The sequence below is a fragment of the Streptomyces sp. NPDC026522 genome, assembly GCF_055567555.1.
In genome coordinates, this window is the sequence record NZ_JBVHQF010000005.1 from 209197 (window position 1) to 225811 (window position 16615).

15 protein-coding genes are annotated in these 16615 nt (G+C 73.8%); 7 read left to right on the forward strand and 8 right to left on the reverse strand.

The window, feature by feature from the left end; genetic code table 11:
* Positions 1-20 precede the first annotated feature (20 nt).
* The 4 genes from ACZ4M3_RS15005 (at position 21) to ACZ4M3_RS15020 (ending at position 3134) form a co-directional block, all read left to right on the forward strand.
* Positions 21-386, forward strand: coding sequence for an Rv2175c family DNA-binding protein (locus ACZ4M3_RS15005; protein WP_136215209.1), 366 nt, complete (start codon positions 21-23; stop codon positions 384-386).
* Between the two features lie 128 nt (positions 387-514).
* On the forward strand, positions 515-1147 hold the full coding sequence (gene thiE, locus ACZ4M3_RS15010; RefSeq protein WP_467732583.1) for a thiamine phosphate synthase: 633 nt from the start codon (positions 515-517) through the stop codon (positions 1145-1147).
* Between the two features lie 88 nt (positions 1148-1235).
* Positions 1236-2150 (forward strand): methylenetetrahydrofolate reductase [NAD(P)H], encoded by a 915-nt coding sequence (gene metF / locus ACZ4M3_RS15015; protein WP_467732585.1) that lies wholly within the window; start codon positions 1236-1238, stop codon positions 2148-2150.
* 51 nt (positions 2151-2201) lie between these two features.
* Positions 2202-3134, forward strand: a complete 933-nt coding sequence (locus tag ACZ4M3_RS15020) for a hypothetical protein (RefSeq protein WP_467732587.1) — start codon at positions 2202-2204, stop codon at positions 3132-3134.
* Positions 3135-3150: 16 nt separating this feature from the next.
* On the opposite strand, the gene ACZ4M3_RS15025 is transcribed toward ACZ4M3_RS15020, so the two are convergent.
* The 5 genes from ACZ4M3_RS15025 to ACZ4M3_RS15045 all read right to left on the reverse strand — a co-directional run bounded on the left by ACZ4M3_RS15025 (position 3151) and on the right by ACZ4M3_RS15045 (position 7358).
* Positions 3151-4548: a phytoene desaturase family protein gene (locus ACZ4M3_RS15025; protein WP_467732589.1), complete on the reverse strand. Its 1398-nt coding sequence runs from the start codon at positions 4546-4548 to the stop codon at positions 3151-3153.
* 44 nt (positions 4549-4592) lie between these two features.
* Complete coding sequence (locus tag ACZ4M3_RS15030; protein WP_467732590.1) at positions 4593-5219, reverse strand: DUF4126 domain-containing protein; 627 nt, start codon at positions 5217-5219, stop codon at positions 4593-4595.
* 76 nt (positions 5220-5295) lie between these two features.
* Positions 5296-5697, reverse strand: coding sequence for a DUF3040 domain-containing protein (locus ACZ4M3_RS15035; RefSeq protein WP_467732592.1), 402 nt, complete (start codon positions 5695-5697; stop codon positions 5296-5298).
* A 309-nt stretch (positions 5698-6006) separates the two neighbouring features.
* Positions 6007-6765, reverse strand: coding sequence for a methyltransferase (locus ACZ4M3_RS15040; RefSeq protein ID WP_467732594.1), 759 nt, complete (start codon positions 6763-6765; stop codon positions 6007-6009).
* A gap of 98 nt (positions 6766-6863) precedes the next feature.
* Complete coding sequence (locus tag ACZ4M3_RS15045; protein ID WP_467732596.1) at positions 6864-7358, reverse strand: SAV_6107 family HEPN domain-containing protein; 495 nt, start codon at positions 7356-7358, stop codon at positions 6864-6866.
* Positions 7359-7604: 246 nt separating this feature from the next.
* Between ACZ4M3_RS15045 and ACZ4M3_RS15050 the strand changes: the two genes are divergently transcribed.
* The 3 genes from ACZ4M3_RS15050 to ACZ4M3_RS15060 are packed head-to-tail and all read left to right on the forward strand — an operon-like array spanning position 7605 to position 11399.
* Positions 7605-8678, forward strand: coding sequence for an ATP-binding cassette domain-containing protein (locus tag ACZ4M3_RS15050; protein WP_467732598.1), 1074 nt, complete (start codon positions 7605-7607; stop codon positions 8676-8678).
* Positions 8650-10737 (forward strand): YhgE/Pip family protein, encoded by a 2088-nt coding sequence (locus tag ACZ4M3_RS15055; RefSeq protein ID WP_467732600.1) that lies wholly within the window; start codon positions 8650-8652, stop codon positions 10735-10737. The genes ACZ4M3_RS15050 and ACZ4M3_RS15055 overlap by 29 nt, the downstream gene beginning before the upstream one ends.
* 29 nt (positions 10738-10766) lie before the next feature.
* Positions 10767-11399 (forward strand): TetR/AcrR family transcriptional regulator, encoded by a 633-nt coding sequence (locus tag ACZ4M3_RS15060; RefSeq protein ID WP_190182138.1) that lies wholly within the window; start codon positions 10767-10769, stop codon positions 11397-11399.
* Between the two features lie 297 nt (positions 11400-11696).
* Here ACZ4M3_RS15060 and ACZ4M3_RS15065 read toward each other — a convergent pair whose 3' ends face one another.
* Genes ACZ4M3_RS15065 through ACZ4M3_RS15075 form a run of 3 tightly spaced genes read right to left on the reverse strand, consistent with a single transcriptional unit; the run spans position 11697 to position 16467 of the window.
* The gene (locus ACZ4M3_RS15065) at positions 11697-14096 is read right to left on the reverse strand and encodes a transglutaminase TgpA family protein (RefSeq protein WP_467732602.1); all 2400 of its coding nucleotides are present in this window, start codon (positions 14094-14096) and stop codon (positions 11697-11699) included.
* A complete protein-coding gene (locus ACZ4M3_RS15070) occupies positions 14093-15457 on the reverse strand; it encodes a DUF58 domain-containing protein (protein ID WP_467732604.1) in 1365 nt (454 codons plus the stop codon). The genes ACZ4M3_RS15065 and ACZ4M3_RS15070 overlap by 4 nt, the downstream gene beginning before the upstream one ends.
* Positions 15457-16467, reverse strand: a complete 1011-nt coding sequence (locus ACZ4M3_RS15075) for an AAA family ATPase (protein ID WP_467732606.1) — start codon at positions 16465-16467, stop codon at positions 15457-15459. The genes ACZ4M3_RS15070 and ACZ4M3_RS15075 overlap by 1 nt, the downstream gene beginning before the upstream one ends.
* Positions 16468-16615 lie beyond the last annotated feature (148 nt).

The following is a 16615-nucleotide window of genomic DNA, read 5'->3' on the forward strand; positions in this document are numbered from 1 at the left end:
GAGATGGCAGGCTTGTGCCCGTGACCGAGATTGACGCAAAGATCGATGCCCTTGTCCCCGCCTGGCTCTACCTCCCCGACATCGCCGAGATGCTCGACATCGAAGTGACCCGGGTCCGCCAGCTGGTCAAGGAAGGTCAGCTGCTCGCGGTGCGCCGCGGCGAGAACCGCTCCCTCCAGGTCCCCGCCCCCTTCATCGACGGCGACAAGATCGTCAAGGGCCTCACCGGTCTGCTGACCGTGCTCCGCGACGACGGCTTCTCCGACGAGGAGATCCTGGAGTGGATGTTCACCCCCGACCCGACCCTCCCCGGCACCCCCGCCCAGGCGCTGAGCGAGAATCGTGGCACGGAGGTGAAGCGCCGCGCTCAGGCGCTCGCCCTCTGACGCACCCACGCACGACGTGAGGTACTGATCCACAGGTACTGATCCGCACGTACTGATCCACAGGTACCGATCCACCCGGTGTACGGGCCCCGCGGCCCGTACACCGCCACCACCACGGGGGTACACCCATGCTGCTGTCCGACGCCCGGCTCTACCTGTGCACGGACGCCCGCAAGCGGCAGGGCGACCTCCCCGAGTTCCTCGACGCAGCCCTGGCCGGCGGCGTGGACGTCGTCCAGCTCCGCGACAAGGGCATGGAGGCCGGCGAGGAACTCGAACACCTCCAGGTCTTCGCCGAGGCCGCCCGCCGGCACGGCAAGCTGCTCGCCGTCAACGACCGCGCCGACGTCGCGCACGCCATCGGCTCCGACGTGCTCCACCTCGGCCAGGGCGACATCCCCGTCCCCGCCGCCCGCGCGATCCTCGGCCCGCGGGTCCTCGTCGGACGCTCCTGCCACGGCGAATCCGAGGTCGACGCGGCCGCCGCCGAGCCCGGCGTGGACTACTTCTGTACCGGCCCCTGCTGGCCCACCCCCACCAAGCCCGGCCGCTACGCCCCGGGCCTCGGCCTCGTGCGGTACGCCGCGTCCCTGCGCCAGGACCGCCCCTGGTTCGCCATCGGCGGCATCGACGCCACGAACCTGGACGAGGTGCTCGACGCCGGCGCCACCCGGATCGTGGTCGTCCGGGCCATCACCGAGGCCACCGACCCCGGCGCGGCCGCCAACGAACTGGCCAAGCGGGTGCGCGAGCGCGCCTGACCGGGCCCGCACCACGGTAGTGTCCAAAAACGTGTCCAAAAGGCGGACTGCGCTACGGCCCGCGGCGACCCCCGTCTAACCTGCCGGTATGGCCCTTGGTACCGCTTCCACCTGGTCGGACCGTGCACACACGGTCCGCGACCTGCTCGCGTCCGGGAGCTCGTACTCCTTCGAGTTCTGGGCTCCCAAGACCGAGAAGGGCGAGCGCAACCTCTGGAACGCCCTGCGCCGGGTCGAAGCGGTGGCCCCCAGCTTCGTCTCGGTCACCTACGGAGCCGGCGGCTCCACCCGCGGCGGCACCGTCCGCGCTACCGAGCAGATCGCCGCGAACACCACCCTGACCCCCGTCGCCCACCTCACCGCCGTGGACCACTCCGTCGCGGAGCTGCGCCACGTCATCGGCCAGTTCGCCGACGCGGGGATCCGCAACATGCTCGCGCTGCGCGGTGACCCGCCGGGCGACCCCATGGGTCCCTGGGTCAAGCACCCCGAGGGCGTGGACTACGCCGCCGACCTCGTGCGCCTGCTCAAGGAGTCCGGCGACTTCTGCGTCGGCGTCGCGGCCTTCCCCGAGATGCACCCCCGCTCCGCGGACTGGGACACGGACATCCGGCACTTCGTGGACAAGTGCCGTGCGGGCGCCGACTACGCCATCACGCAGATGTTCTTCGACCCGGAGAATTATCTTCGGCTGCGCGACAGCGTCCAGCAGGCGGGCTGCGAGACCCCGATCATCCCCGAAGTCATGCCTGTTGTGGGGATCAAGCAGCTCGACAGGCTGCCCCAACTCAGCACCGCAGTCTTCCCCGAGGCGGTAAAAGACCGCATGCTCGCGGTCAAGGACGACCCGGCCGCTGTACGCTCCATTGGCATCGAGTTCGCCACGGAGTTCTGCGCGCGGCTGCTGTCCGAGGGTGTCCCGGGGCTGCACTTCATCACGCTGAACAATTCGACGGCGACTCTCGAGATCTACGAAAACCTGGGTCTGCACCAGCGGGCCTGATCGGCCGGCCCCCGTTTCCCGTGCGGTCGGCCGTACCGAGAGGGGCCATGCATGGGAATGACGGTCCTCTACATCGCGTTCGGCTTCGTCGCGTTGTGGCTGCTTGCCGAGGTCCTGATGCAGTACAAGGCCCGGCTCCGCTGGCGCCTGCTCGCCTTCGCCGGGTTCGTCGGGGTGGTCGCCGGCGTGGTGCTGCCGTCGGTGCTGGTCATCGCCGTCGGCGCGGCCGCGTTCGCGGTGGGCCAGACACTGGTGACGCTCTCCTTCCGCAAGGGCTTCGTCGCCGGCTGGGCGCTGCGTCGGGGCGGGGAGCCCGTGCGCAAGGGCGGACGCCGCCGCAGCGGCGGCCCGCGCCCCCCGCGCGCGGAACCCGCGCTGGAGGTGACGGCGCTGGAGTACGGCGCCGAGAGCGACCAGCCGGAGTACGAGGCGTCGGCCGGGCGCCGCGCCGCGGACCGCGACGAACTCGACGCGGGGGACGAGGACGTCTTCACCCCGCAGCCCGTACCCGAGGAGACCGGCTCCTACGGCATACGGAGTTTCGCCTCCCCGGGCCCGCAGGACGCCCACCAGGCGCCGGCCTACACCCAGCACCCCGCCGAAACGGCCGCGTTCGCCTCGCCGTTCACCACGCCCGAGCAGGACGCCCACCAGTTCGCGGCGTACTACGACCCCCAGGGCCAGGGCGGCTACGACTACTCCGCCGGCTACCCGGGCGCCGAACAGCAGGTCTACGCGGCCTACTCGGACCCGTACATCGGCACCGGCGGCGTCGCCCCCGCGCAGGAGTACGACTACACCGCGTACGGCGACTACGGCCGCCAGCAGTACTCGATGGACACCCCGCCCGGCGGGGTCTGGGTCCCGCAGCAGCGCGACGCCGCCCAGCCCTACCTGCCGGAGGAGCCGCAGCAGCCCCCGCAGCAGCCGCAGGGCTACCCGTACCAGGGCGGCCCCGGCGAGTACGAGCCGTACCGCTACTGAGCCGTCCGCGGGCGGGCTAGCGCGAGCCGCGGAAGCCGGCGCCCTCCACGATCAGCCCGGCCACCAGGGCGCCGGTCATCCCGGCGTGGGGGAGGCCGCCGCCGGGGTGGGCCCAGCCGCCCGCGAGGTACAGCCCGGGCAGGGCGGTGGTGTTGGCGGGGTACAGCAGCCGCCCGCCGGCCCCGGCCAGCGCGGGTGCCGGGACGGCGCCGTCCACCGCGCCCGTGGCCCCGGCGATGTCGGCCGGGGTGCGCAGCTCGTGCCACAGCAGCCGCTCCCGCAGTCCGGGTACGGCCCGGGCGGCCGCCGCGAGCAGCTCCTCGGCCGAAGGCGCCGCACCGGGGTCCACGACGGCCTGTACGGTGACGGCCTCGTGCTCCGGGTCGGGCGCCGCGGCCGGGTCGTCCGGGCGCAGCACGGTGACGCCGCCCCCCGTCAGGGTGCGGTGCACGGCGTCCGCCGGGCGCCCCCCGCGCAGGGCGAGGAACAGGGTGTACCGGGCCTGGAGCCCGGTGCTGCGGGCGGGCGGGGAACCCGGCGCGAGCGGGACCGCCAGCGCCCTCGGGTCCACCCCGCACACCACCGCGTCGGCCTCCACCGCCGCGCCGTCGGCCAGCAGCAGCCCGGCCGCCCGGCCCTCGCGCCGTACGACCTCCCGTACCGCGGTGCCGAAGACGAAGTCCACCTTCCGCTCCAGGCACCGGTCGTGGACGGCGGTGGCCAGCGCCCGCAGGCCGCCGCGCACGTACCAGCTGCCGAAGGTCTGCTCCATGTACGGCAGCACCGCCGCGGAGGCGGGCGCCGTCGCGGGGTCCAGCCCGTACGCGCGCACCCGCTCGGCGAGCAGTTCCCCGAGCGGACCGCCCAGCTCGCGCGCGGCGACCTCGGCGAGGGTGGGCGGCCGGCGCCGCAGCAGGCCGCTCTTGCGCAGGGCGGGGTACGGATCCTCGCCCAGTACCTGCCAGTCGGGCCGCAGCGGTTCCTCCAGCAGGGGCCGGCGGGTGGCGTTCCAGGCGTCCCGGGCGCGGCCGAGCACATCGCTCCAGCGCTCCCCGGCGCCGGGCCCGAAGGCCTGGTCCAGGACGGCGGCCGCGCCGCCGCGCGAGGCGTTGGGCAGGGTCACCACCCCGCCGTCGGGCAACACGTGCCGTACGGCGGGGTCGACCTGGACGAGGTCGACGCACTCCTCCAGGGGCCGCTTGCCGGTCTTCACGAAGAGGTCGCGGTAGACGGCGGGCAGGTGCAGCAGCCCGGGTCCGGTGTCGAAGGCGAAGCCGTCGCGTTCGTAGCGTCCGACGGCGCCGCCGTAGGTGGAGCCGCGCTCGTACACCGTCACCCGGTGCCCCGCCACGGCCAGCCGGGCCGCCGTCGCCATCGCGCCCATGCCGGCGCCGATCACCGCAATTCGTGCCATGCGGTGGAGCCTACCGAGCGGGAGCGGAAGCCGATCGACCGAGGTCAGTAGGGCGGGGCGCCGGTGATCCGGCCGCTTTCGGCGGCCAGTCGGCGCTCCTCGCGGCGCTGGGCCCGGCGGCGCAGGAAGCGGCGGATCCGGGTCCAGAGGTAGATCACCAGGGCCAGGCCCGCGGCGAGGAGTACGGCCGCGATGACCGCCGCCGCCTGGGGGTTGAACATCGCGAAGGTGACGATGCCCGCCACCCCCAGGTCCTCGGCGGTGCTGAGCAGCACGTTGCTGAACGGCTCCGGCGAGGTGTTGACCGCCATCCGGGTGCCCGCCTTGACGACGTGGCTGGCCAGCGCCGCGGAGCCGCCGACGGCACCGGCCGCGATGTCGGACAGCGAGCCGCTCTGCCCGGCCAGCAGGGCGCCGACGACGGCTCCCGCGACCGGGCGGATCACCGTGTGGACGGAGTCCCACACCGAGTCCACGTACGGGATCTTGTCGGCCACCGCCTCGCAGAGGAACAGCACGCCCGCGACGATCAGGACGTCGGTGCGCTGGAGGGCGGCCGGAACGTCGTCGCTCAGCCCGGTCGCGCCGAAGACGCCGAGCAGGAGGACCACGGCGTAGGCGTTGATCCCGCTGGCCCAGCCGCTGGTGAAGACCAGGGGGAGCACTGTCATCGGGCCATCATGCCGCAGCGGGACGAACGAGGGACGGCCGCCATCGGCGGCCGTCCCTCATGAAGTCGTACGGGGATCACTGCCCCTGTTCGTCACGGCGGCGCTGCCACCGTTCCTCGATGCGGTTCATCATCGACCGACGCTGCCGGTTCTGCCCTCGGGCAGTACCGCCTGCACTTCCGGAGACGGGCTGCTCGCCGGGCTTGGGTGCTCTGCGCCAACCGGTGACGACGAGAACCGTGCAGGCCAGCATGACGAGGAATCCCACCACGCTGATCCAGAGCACGCTCTGCCAGATCACACCGGTCATGAGGAGCGCGATACCCACCACAATGCCTGCGGCTGCCTGGTAGACCCGTCGCCGGGTGTACGTGCGCAGTCCGCTTCCCTCAAGCGCTGTCGCGAACTTGGGGTCTTCGGCGTACAGCGCTCGCTCCATCTGCTCGAGCATTCGCTGCTCGTGCTCCGAGAGCGGCACGGGAGTCCTCCTCATCCGTCGGTCGCGGGGGGTAGCGACCAGGGGTCCCCTTCAGGATAGGCGGGGAATCGCCCCCGTGACACCCGCCCACTGCGCCAGGTTCGAAAATGCACCACCTGGAAAAACACTGCCGGAAAAGCCTCTGCCTGGAACAAGCGCAGCACTGAACCGCACCGTCGCGGGCGTGGTCATTGAGGCGCTTATTCCCCAATGACCGGTCCGCCATGCCGACCGGTGTCTTCGATCATACGGGGGCGGCGGTCCGTTCGGAGGGTGTCCGGCGAACCCCGTGGCCGGGAGCTTCGCAGATCAGGCGGGCTTCTCGCCCAGGACGTGCAACTGCGTGGCCACCGCGTGGAAGGCGGGCAGCTCGGCAGCGGCCTCCTCCAGGCGCAGCAGCGCCTCCACCGCGCCCGGCTCGGTGTCCACCAGCACCCCGGGGACGAGGTCGGCGAAGATCCGGACGCCGTGCACCGAGCCGACTTCGAGACCCGCTCCACCGACGACCTCGGCCAGCTGCTCGGCGGTGAAGCGGCGGGGTACGGGGTCACCCGCGCCCCAGCGGCCGGCCGGGTCGGTCAGCGCGGTGCGGGCCTCGGTGAAGTGCCCGGCCAGGGCGCGCGCCAGCACGGCTCCGCCGAGGCCGGCGGCGAGGAGGCTGAGGACACCGCCGGGACGCAGGGCGGTGACCGCGTTGGCCACGCCCTCGGCCGGATCGTCCACGTACTCCAGCACGCCGTGGCACAGCACCACGTCGTACGCGTCCCGCTCCACCACGTCCAGCAGGCCCTGGGCGTCGCCCTGGACCCCGCGCACCAGGTCGGCGACGCCCGCCTCGGCGACCCGCCGCTCCAGCCCGAACAGCGCGTTCGGGCTGGGGTCGACCACGGTGACCCGGTGGCCCAGCCGGGCCACCGGGACGGCGAACTTGCCGGTGCCGCCGCCGGTGTCCAGTACGTCCAGCACGTCCCGGCCGGTCGCCTTCGCCCGGCGGTCGAGGGCCTCCTTGAGGACCTCCCACACCACTGCGGTGCGGAGCGAGGCGCGGGGGCGGGAAGTGTCCGACACGACTGATGACTCCTCGGCGTAGGGGGCACCTCCCAGCGGTAGCTGGGGGAGGGTGAGCGGTGCAGGCCCCACCCTATTGCCTCACGCAGCCGGGCAGGTCACCCCGCCTGCGGACGCTCCGGCCGGGGTTGAGGCAGGCCCGGCCGGCCGCCCGGGGCGGCCGGCCCGAGGGCCAGCATCCGCTCGACCAGGCGCACGAACATCCCCACCTCGCGGACGAGGTCGTCGGCGTCCCGGCAGGTCGCCGCATCCGGTATGCCCGCCTCCGCCCGGGCCCGGCGGGCCGCGCCCGCGGCGAACAGGGCGCTCCACTCCGTCAGCTCCGGCGCTATCTCCGGCAGTACCTCCCACGCGCTGCGGATCCGCGGCCGCCGCCGCGGGTTCACCGGCTCGGGCCTCCCGCGCGCGGCGAGTACGGCCGCGGCCGTACGCAGCGCGGCGAGGTGGGCGGTGGCGTACCGCTCGTTGGGCCGGGGCAGAAGGGCAGCCTCGGCCAGGCCCGCACGGGCCTTGTCGAGCAGGTCGAGGGCGGCCGGTGGGGCCGCCGACTTCCTCGGGACGGGGTGGACAGGGGACGGGGACGGTGTGGCCATGACGAACCTCCTGTCGGTGCGTACTGCTGTCGATGCGTGCTGCTGCGGACCGCTGGATGGTGCCGGGTAGCGCTTTCGCTACCTGTCCCCATCGTGAAGGGCCCCACTGACAATCGCGCTGACCTGCGCATTCGCCCCGACGAGGACCGTTTTGGGCCCCTCGGGAGGCGGAGCGCAACTAAGCCTGGTAGTTTTTGAACTGACCGGTCAGTTCAAAAGAAGCAGTTCAACAGAAGGGGGGCGGCAGTGGACAGCCCACACGGCGCGGCCGTCAAGGCCGCGGGCTTCGGACTCAAGGGACCGCGCGGCTGGGTCTTCCGGGGCGTCGGGCTCGACGCGGAGCCGGGCTCGCTCATCGCGGTCGCGGGCCCCTCGGGCAGTGGCCGCACCTGTCTCCTGCTGGCCCTCACCGGCCGGATGAAGCCCTCCGAGGGGCACGCCGAGATCGGCCGCCACCGGCTGCCGAAGAAGATGGCCGCGGTCCGCCGGATCTCCGCCCTCGCCCATGTCCCCGGCGTCAACGACCTGGACCCCGCCCTGACCGTCGCCGAGCAGCTGCGGGAAGGGGCCCTGCTCCAGCGCCGCTACGAAGGCCCCCTCCGGGCCCTGCTGCGCCCGCGCGGCGAGCGCCGCGTCTCCACCGGGGCCCGGATCGAAGAGGCCCTCGCCGCCGCCGGGCTCGACCTGGGCACCCTGCCCAAGGGACCGCGCACCTCGGTGCGCGACCTGGAACGGCTGGAAGCCCTGCGGCTCTCGGTGGCCATCGCCCTGCTGGCCGCTCCGCGGCTGCTGGCCCTCGACGACGTCGACCTCAAGCTCCCGGCCGCCGAGAGCGCCGAGGCCTGGGCCCTGCTCCGCTCGCTCGCCGAGCGCGGGACCACCGTCCTCGCGGTGTGCAGCGAGGCACCGCAGGACGCGACGGTGCTGCGCCTGGGCGCCACCGCCGAAGCGCCGCAGCAGCCCGAGCCGGCCACGGCGCCGGCTGCCCGGGCCGCCCGGGACCCCAAGATCACCTGGGGCGCCGAGCCCACCGCCCGGACCACCGCGCAGGCCGACGCCGCCGGGGCCGTGGCCGGCGGGGCCGTCGCCGGCGAGGCCGGGGGGAGCACGCCCGAGGGGAGCACGCCCGAGGAGGACGCGCCCGCCACCGCCGAAACCGACGCGGCCGCCGATGGCACCGCCGAAACCGACACGGCCGCCGATGGCACCGCCGAAACCGCCGCCGACCACGGCCCGGCCGCCACCACCGACACCGCCACCGCCGCCGACACCGACACGAAGGGGGCCGACGATGCGCTCACCGAAGCTCGCCGCGCTTGAGCTCAAGCGCTTCGGCCGGGGCAAGCTGCCCGCCGCCGCCCTCGTCGCGCTGCTCCTGCTGCCCCTGCTCTACGGCGCGCTGTACCTGTGCTCGTTCTGGGACCCGTACAGCCGCCTCGACAAGATCCCCGTCGCGCTCGTCAACGCCGACCGCGGCGCCGCCGTCGACGGCAAGCGCATCGCGGCGGGCGACGAGATCACCAAGAAGCTGCACACCAGCAAGACCTTCGACTGGCGCGAGGTGAGCGCCGACGAGGCGGCCAAGGGGCTGGAGCACGGGAAGTACTACCTCTCGCTGACCATGCCCGCCGACTTCAGCGCCAAGATCGCCTCCAGCTCCGGTGCGGACCCCGCCACCAGCGCCCTCCAGGTCCGCACCAACGACGCGAACAACTACATCGTCGGATCGATCTCGAAGACCGTCTTCTCCGAGGTCCGCGCCGCGGCGTCCACCAACGCCTCCCGCGGCTTCCTCGACAAGATCTTCGTCAGCTTCTCCGACCTGCACGACAAGACCGCCGAGGCCGCCGACGGCGCCGACAAGCTCAAGGACGGCGCGGGCAAGGCCCAGCAGGGCGCCCAGGAACTCGCCGACGGCCTCGACACGGCCGAGGAGAAGTCCGGTGAACTCACCGACGGCCTGAAGAAGCTCGACTCCGCCGCCGGTCAGCTGGAGACCGGTACCAAGGAGGTCGCCGCCGGCACCCAGCTGGTCGCCGACAAGGTCAACGGCGCCGCCGCCAAGGCGCGCCCCTTCGTCAAGGACCCCAAGTCCCTGGCCGACACCGCCCGGCTGGTCGCCGACACCGCCAAGGTGGTCAACAACCACCTCGACAAGTTCGCCGAGAAGGCACCCGCCGCGGCGTCCGTCACCAAGCGGGTCGCCTCCGACGCCGCCACGTACTACGCGGACCACTGCGTCACCCCGGGCGCCGAGCCGCACCTGGCCTCCTGCCCCACCCTCAAGAAGCTCAAGGACGACGCGGCCGAGGGCGCCCAGCTGGCCGGCGACGTCAACACCGTCGTCAAGGACACCAACGGCGACCTCACCACCCTGCGCGGTCAGCTCACCGACCTGGAGACGAAGGCCAACGCGCTCGCCGCGGCCGCCCCCGGCCTCTCCTCCGACCTCGAAGCGGCCGTCGCCAAGGTCAACGCCCTCAACACCGGCGCCCACCAGGTCGCCACCGGCATGGCCAAGCTGCACACCGGCCTCGGCACCGCCACCGGCGGCTCCGGCGCCCTCGGCGAGGGCGTCGGCAAGCTCGGGGACGGCGCGCACACCCTCGACGGCGGCATGTACAAGCTGGTCGACGGCACCGGCGAGCTGGCCGGCGGCCTGCACGACGGCGTCGGCAAGATCCCCGACTACGACCAGCAGGCGCGCGACGCCCGCACCCAGGTCATGGCCGACCCGGTCCGGCTCGCCAACCAGTCCCTGCACCGGGCGCCCAACTACGGCACCGGCTTCGCCCCTTACTTCATCCCGCTCTCCCTCTGGGTCGGCGCGATGGTCGCCTACATGCTGATCGCGCCCCTCAACAAGCGGGCGCTGGCCACCGGCGCCTCGCCGTGGCGGATCGCCCTCGCGGGCTGGCTGCCCGTGGCCGGCATCGGCGTCGTCCAGGTCGCAGCGCTGATGTCCGTACTCCACTGGGGCCTCGGCCTGGAGCTGGCCCGCCCGGCGCTGACCATCGCGTTCCTGGCGCTGGTGACCGCCTGCTTCGCCGCGATCGTCCAGTGGCTGAACGCCAAGTTCGGCGCGGCCGGACGCATCCTGGTCCTCGCCTTCCTGATGCTCCAGCTGACCTCGGCGGGCGGCACCTACCCGGTCCAGACCAGCCCGGCCTTCTTCAACGCGGTCCACCCGTACCTGCCGATGTCGTACGTCGTCGAGGGCCTGCGCCGGCTGATCACCGGCGGCGACCTGACGCCGGTGTGGACGGGCTGCGCGGTACTGGCGGCCTTCACGGCCGGGGCGCTCGCCCTCACCGCCCTCGCCGCCCGCGGCAAGCAGGTGTGGACGATGGACCGGCTGCACCCCGAACTGAGCCTGTAGGGAGCCGGTGACCTGTGAGAATCAGCGCCATGGAAAGCAGCAGCACCGGTACGGGTACCGGCAGCGGCCGGCGGCGGGCGACCCGGCAGAAGCTCTACGAAGCGGCTGTCACCCTCATCGCCGAGCAGGGTTTCTCCGCGACGACGGTCGACGAGATCGCCGAGCGGGCGGGCGTCGCCAAGGGCACCGTCTACTACAACTTCGCCAGCAAGACCGATCTCTTCGAGGAACTGCTGCGCCACGGGGTGGGGCTGCTGACCGCCTCGCTGCGCGAAGCGGCGGAGTCCACCGAGGCCCGGGGCGGCACCCGGGTGGAGGCGCTGGACGAGATGATCCGTGCCGGCCTGGTCTTCATCGACCGCTACCCGGCCTTCACCCAGCTGTACGTGGCCGAGCTGTGGCGGACCAACCGGGCCTGGCAGTCCACGCTGATGGTGGTCCGCCGGGAGGCGGTGGCCGTCGTGGAGACGGTGCTGCGCGAGGGCGTGGAGCGCGGGGAGCTCAGCGCGGAGATCGACGTGCCGCTGACCGCGGCGGCGATGGTCGGCATGGTGCTGGTGGCCGCCCTGGACTGGCAGTCCTTCCAGAGCGAGCGCTCGCTGGACGACGTGCACTCGGCGCTGTCCCTGCTGCTGCGGGGCCGGGTCAGCGGGAGCCGGTGACACCCGCGGGTGACCCCCGGTCGGCGGTGCCGCCGGGCGGGGGCCGCGGCGTAGAACTGAGTATCCGTACCTAGCCGCCCCCGGGCTTCGAAATGAGTACGTGTACGGATGGGCTCCCACCTGCGCGGACAGCAGACTGGGGGCGACGGACGGGGCCGCTCGGCCCGCACCGCGGACACGGGGCCGCGGAGCGGGACCGGGTCCTCGTCCAGCACCGGGAGGGGAAACCCGGTGGGTCCGCCGGTGCGGCGGGGCTCGGGGGGATCGAGCCCCGCCGCACGGGCGTTTTCCGGCCCGTCAGCCGCGGCCCCGCAGCGGGAGCCGCAGCGCCGCGCGCCGCGCGGAGACCACCGAGGCGAACGCCGACCACCGGGCGGAGACCGCCCAGCCCACCCGGACGGCCGATCGCGGCAGCAGCAGGGCCCGCAGGCGGGTGCCCCGGGACACCGCCGCCAGCAGCCCGGCCCGCGCCGCCAGCACGTCGCCCGCCAGCCCCTCGTACGGCGGCTGCGCGCCCGGCGGCGCGTACAGCGCCCGTTCCAGCGCGCCCGCGACCCGGTGCACCGCCAGGGCCGCCTCACCCTCCAGCCGCCCCTGCGCGACGATGCGCCCGGCCGCCCGCCGGGGCGACAGCGCCTCGTCCGGCGCGATGCCCACGTCCCAGGCCGCGTCCCCCAGCTCCTGCCAGGCGGACAGTACGTCCCGCCCGGCCAGCCGCCGCTCCCGCAGCCGCCTGCGCCACACCAGCGGGAGCAGCGGCAGCGCCAGGAGCACCAGGCCGCCCACCGCCCAGCCCAGCACGGCGAGCGCCGACCCGCCGCCCGAGCCCGCTCCCGCGTCCTGCCCGAGGACCGGCCCCCCGCACTCGCCGAGCCTCTTCAGGTCGGGCGGGCAGGCGTCGGTCTGCGAGGGCGCGGCCGCCGGCTCCGACGCGCTCTGCGACGGCAGTGCGGACGGCGCGGACGGCTGGTTCGCCGGGGTGTCGGTGCGGCCGTAGTCCGGCAGCGAGATCCCCGACCGGGGCGTCGGCTCGAACCGGGTCCAGCCCGCGCCCTCGAAGTACAGCTCCGGCCAGGCGTGCGCGTCGCGCATCGTCACGTTGACGCTGCCGTCCGACTGCTTGGTGCCCGGGGTGAAACCGACCGCGACCCGCGCCGGGATGCCCAGCGAGCGGGCCATCGCCGCCATCGAGAACGAGAAGTGGATGCAGAAGCCCTCCTTGTCGCTCAGGAACCGGGCGATGGCCTGCGAACCCGTCCCCGAGGACACCGTCGTGTCGTAGCGGAACCCGCCGCTGACCGCGAAGAAGTCCTGGAGCAGCACCGCCCGCGTGTAGTTGTCCTTCGCGCCCTGGGTGACCCGCCGGGCCGTCTCGGCGACGACCGCCGGCAGGTTGTCCGGCAGCCTCGTGTACTCGTTCAGGACCAGCGGGTCCGTGGGCGGCGCGTGCTGGAGCTGCTCCGCCGTCGGCTGGATCAGCAGGCTCCGGACGGTGTACTGGGCGCCCTGCACGTTCTGGTAGCTGTCCTTGCCGAGCTGGTCGCCGACCAGGGTCCGGCCGACCGGCTCGAACCGCCACTTCCCGCCGATGTCCACCTGCGTCGCCGGGTACGGCATCGGCAGGTAGCGCTGGGCGTACGTGCCGGCCGCCGAGACGGTCGTGCGCACCTCGGACGCGCTGCGCCGGATCTCCTGGCTGGTCAGCCCCTGCGGGTTCGGCAGCCGCGGCGGTACGTCCGTCAGGGGCCGCCCGGAGGCCTCCCACTTGACCCCGTCGAACTCGTCGAGCGCCAGGATCCGCAGGTACTGCTCGGAGAGCTGCGGGCTGTCCGTGCGGTAGCGCAGCACCACCCGGTTGTCCTGCGCGTTCAGGCTGCTCTGGAGGGAGACCAGCGGGTTCACCGCCGAGATGGTGCCGCCGCCCGCGCCGCTGCCGTCGGCGCCGTCGCCACCGGTCCCCAGCAGCCCGCCGCCCATGGCCGGCAGCGCCAGCGGCGCCGCGAGCGCCAGGCCCAGCGCGACCGCGCCGATCCGCCGACCGGTGCGTACGGGCGCCACGGCCCGGCCGCCGCCGCTCCCGACGCCTCCGGTACCCGGGGCGCCGCCGAACACCCGGCCCCACTGCGCGAGCCGGTCGCGGCTCTCGGACAGCAGCAGCATCAGGTATCCGCCGCCCGCCAGCAGGAAGGAGAGCCAGGCGCCGCTGTGGCCCGCCGACAGCCCGGCGGCCACCGAGTACAGCGCGAGCAGTGGGAGCCCGGCCGCGGCGGCGGACCGCATCGTCACGGCCAGCAGGTCCACCAGCAGCCCGATCAGCAGCACCCCGGACAGCAGCAGCAGCCGGATGCCGTCGGTGGTGGGGGCCGGTATGGCGAACTCGCCGACGTCCCGCACGCCCTGCCCGAACAGCGAACCGAAGTCGGTGAGCAGGTAGCCCAGCACCCCGCCCGAGGGGTTCTCCGCCTTCCCCGCGAACAGGAACGCGAGGAGCAGCAGGGACACCAGGAACTGCGCGCCGGCCGTCAGGGGCCGGGCCAGCGGCACCCGCCGGGCCCCCGCTCCCACCAGGCTCTGTACGCCCAGCAGCAGCGCCGCCTGGACCAGCCAGCCGGCGGATTCCACCAACGGCGCCAGCGACCACGAGGTGAGCAGCGTCGCGAGCAGCGCGAAGAGCGTCAGCCGTGCTTGCCCGCTCATCCGCGGCCTCCCGGAGCAGTCGTGCCGAGAGCGGTGGTGCCGGCCCGGCGCCACAGCTCGGCGAAGGCGGCACCGGGCGGTGCGGCCAGCGCCGTCCAGCCCGCGTCGCGCAGTCGGCGCAGCGGTTCCTCCACCCGCGAGGGCAGCCCGGTCCAGGCCGCGGAGTCCAGGACGAACGCCACCGCCGCCCCGCTGCGCTGGCGCATCCGGGCCGCCAGTTCCGTCTGTACGTCGTCCAGGTCCCCGAAGAAGGCGATGAGGAGCCCGTCGGAGCCGGCTCCGGCGAAGCCGCCGCCGCCCCCGCCGGTGCGCAGGGCCTCGTAGGCGCCACCGAGGTCCGCACCGTCGGAGTGGCCGACGACCGCGAGCGTGTCCATCATCAGCCCGGCCGCCTCGGCGGACTCCTGGGCGCCGGAGGAGAAGCCGCCGCCCGCCCCGCCCGGGACCGAATCGCCGGTGTCGGTCAGCAGCCGCACCGAGAAGCCGTGCTCCAGCAGGTGCAGCAGGCTGGAGGCGGCCCCCGACACGGCCCACTCGAAGGCTGAACCGGGTCCCGCGCCCTCGTACGCGTCCTGCCGGGTGTCCAGCAGGACGGTGGCCTTGCTGCGCTGCGGCTGCTCCTCGCGGCGCACCATCAGCTCGCCGTAGCGGGCGGTGGAGCGCCAGTGCACCCGGCGCAGGTCGTCGCCGAGCCGGTAGGTGCGCGGGATCACGTCGTCGTCCCCGGCCAGGGCCAGCGAACGGCGGCTGCCGTCGCCGTAGCCGGAGGCCTCGCCGCCCAGCCGCACGGCGGGCAGCGCCTCGGTGCGCGGGACGACCGTCAGGGTGTCGTAGGCGCTGAACGAACGGGTCAGCTCGACCATCCCGAACGGGTCGGTCAGGCGCAGCTGGAGCGGGCCCAGCGGGTAGCGGCCGCGCAGGTCGGAGCGGACCCGGTAGGACACCTCGCGGCGGCCGCCCGGCTCGACCCGGTCCAGTACGAAACGGGGCCGCGGCCCCAGCACGTACGGCACCCGGTCCTGGAGCATCAGCAGCCCGGTGGGCATCCGGGACACGTTGTCCATGCGCAGCTGCACCCGGGCCTCGCCCCCGGCGGGCACCCGGGCCGGGGCCAGCAGGCGGCTGCCGGAGACCCGGTAGCGGGTGTGGTGCAGGGCGGCGACGCAGACCAGCGGCAGCAGGGCGAGCAGCAGCCCGACCCGGAGCAGCTCGCTCTGGCCCAGTACGTAGGCGCAGACGGCTGCGGCGGCCCCGGCGGCCAGGAACGACCGGCCGCGGGTGGTCAGCCCCGCCAGCGAGGCCCGCAGACCCCCGGCGCCCTGGGCCGTGCCGCCGGCGCCGTGCGGGGCACCGGCGCTCATCAGTAGCCCCGGATGCCCGCGCCGGGCGGCATCTCGCCGCGGGCGTGCGCGGCGGGGACGGGGGTGCGGTGCAGGATGTCGCCGACGACCTGCTCGGCGGTGCGCCGGTTCAGCTGGGCCTGCGCGGTGGGCAGCAGCCGGTGCGCGAGGACGGGCCCGGCCAGCTGCTGGACGTCGTCGGGGAGCACGTAGTCGCGCCCCGACAGCGCGGCGGACGCCTTCACCGCGCGCAGCAGGTGCAAGGTGGCGCGGGGCGAGGCGCCCAGGCGCAGGTCCGGGTGGCTGCGGGTGGCGGAGACCAGGTCGACCACGTAGCGGCGGACGGGCTCGGCCACGTACACCTCGCGGACGGCCTCGATCAGCTTGACGATGTCGTGGGCGTGGGCGACGGCCTGGAAGTCGTCGAGCGGGGAGACCCCGCCGTGCACGTCGAGCATCTGGAGCTCGGCCTCGCGGCTGGGGTAGCCGACCGAGACGCGCGCCATGAAGCGGTCGCGCTGCGCCTCGGGCAACGGGTAGGTGCCCTCCATCTCCACCGGGTTCTGGGTGGCGACGACCATGAAGGGGCTGGGCAGCGCGTAGGTGGTGCCGTCGGTGGTGACCTGCCGCTCCTCCATCGACTCCAGCAGCGCCGACTGGGTCTTGGGCGAGGCGCGGTTGATCTCGTCGCCGATGACGATCTGCGCGAAGATCGCTCCCGGCTTGAACTCGAACTCGTGGCGCTGCTGGTCGTAGATGCTGACGCCGGTGATGTCGGAGGGCAGCAGGTCCGGGGTGAACTGGATGCGCTGCACCGAGCAGTCGATGGACTTGGCGAGCGCCTTGGCGAGCATGGTCTTGCCGACGCCCGGCACGTCCTCGATCAGCAGGTGTCCCTCGGCGAGCAGTACGGTCAGCGCGAGGCGGACGACCTCGGGCTTGCCCTCGATGACGCTCTCGACCGACTGGCGCACCCGCTCCGCCGTGCTCGTCAGATCCGCGAGGCTCGCTCGGTCGTCGTACGTGGTCACCTGGTTCTCCTCGGCCCTTTCCCAGGGCCGACGCCCCTTGGCGCATGAACCGGCCCACCCCGAAACCCCCCGAATGCGGGGCGCGGACGCCGGGCCCGACGGCTCCCGGGTGGCGTCACCCCGCATTCTTGACGGCGTTGCGGCGCTG

Bases quoted from the DNA above. Each gene is read 5' to 3' on its own strand.
- ACZ4M3_RS15030 (WP_467732590.1), bottom strand. From the start codon at position 5,219: ATGACAGTGCTCCCCCTGGTCTTCACCAGCGGCTGGGCCAGCGGGATC.
- ACZ4M3_RS15025 (WP_467732589.1), bottom strand. From the start codon at position 4,548: ATGGCACGAATTGCGGTGATCGGCGCCGGCATGGGCGCGATGGCGACG.
- ACZ4M3_RS15070 (WP_467732604.1), bottom strand. From the start codon at position 15,457: ATGAGCGCCGGTGCCCCGCACGGCGCCGGCGGCACGGCCCAGGGCGCC.
- ACZ4M3_RS15055 (WP_467732600.1), top strand. From the start codon at position 8,650: ATGCGCTCACCGAAGCTCGCCGCGCTTGAGCTCAAGCGCTTCGGCCGG.
- ACZ4M3_RS15060 (WP_190182138.1), top strand. From the start codon at position 10,767: ATGGAAAGCAGCAGCACCGGTACGGGTACCGGCAGCGGCCGGCGGCGG.
- ACZ4M3_RS15020 (WP_467732587.1), top strand. From the start codon at position 2,202: ATGGGAATGACGGTCCTCTACATCGCGTTCGGCTTCGTCGCGTTGTGG.
- thiE (WP_467732583.1), top strand. From the start codon at position 515: ATGCTGCTGTCCGACGCCCGGCTCTACCTGTGCACGGACGCCCGCAAG.
- metF (WP_467732585.1), top strand. From the start codon at position 1,236: ATGGCCCTTGGTACCGCTTCCACCTGGTCGGACCGTGCACACACGGTC.
- ACZ4M3_RS15045 (WP_467732596.1), bottom strand. From the start codon at position 7,358: ATGGCCACACCGTCCCCGTCCCCTGTCCACCCCGTCCCGAGGAAGTCG.
- ACZ4M3_RS15065 (WP_467732602.1), bottom strand. From the start codon at position 14,096: ATGAGCGGGCAAGCACGGCTGACGCTCTTCGCGCTGCTCGCGACGCTG.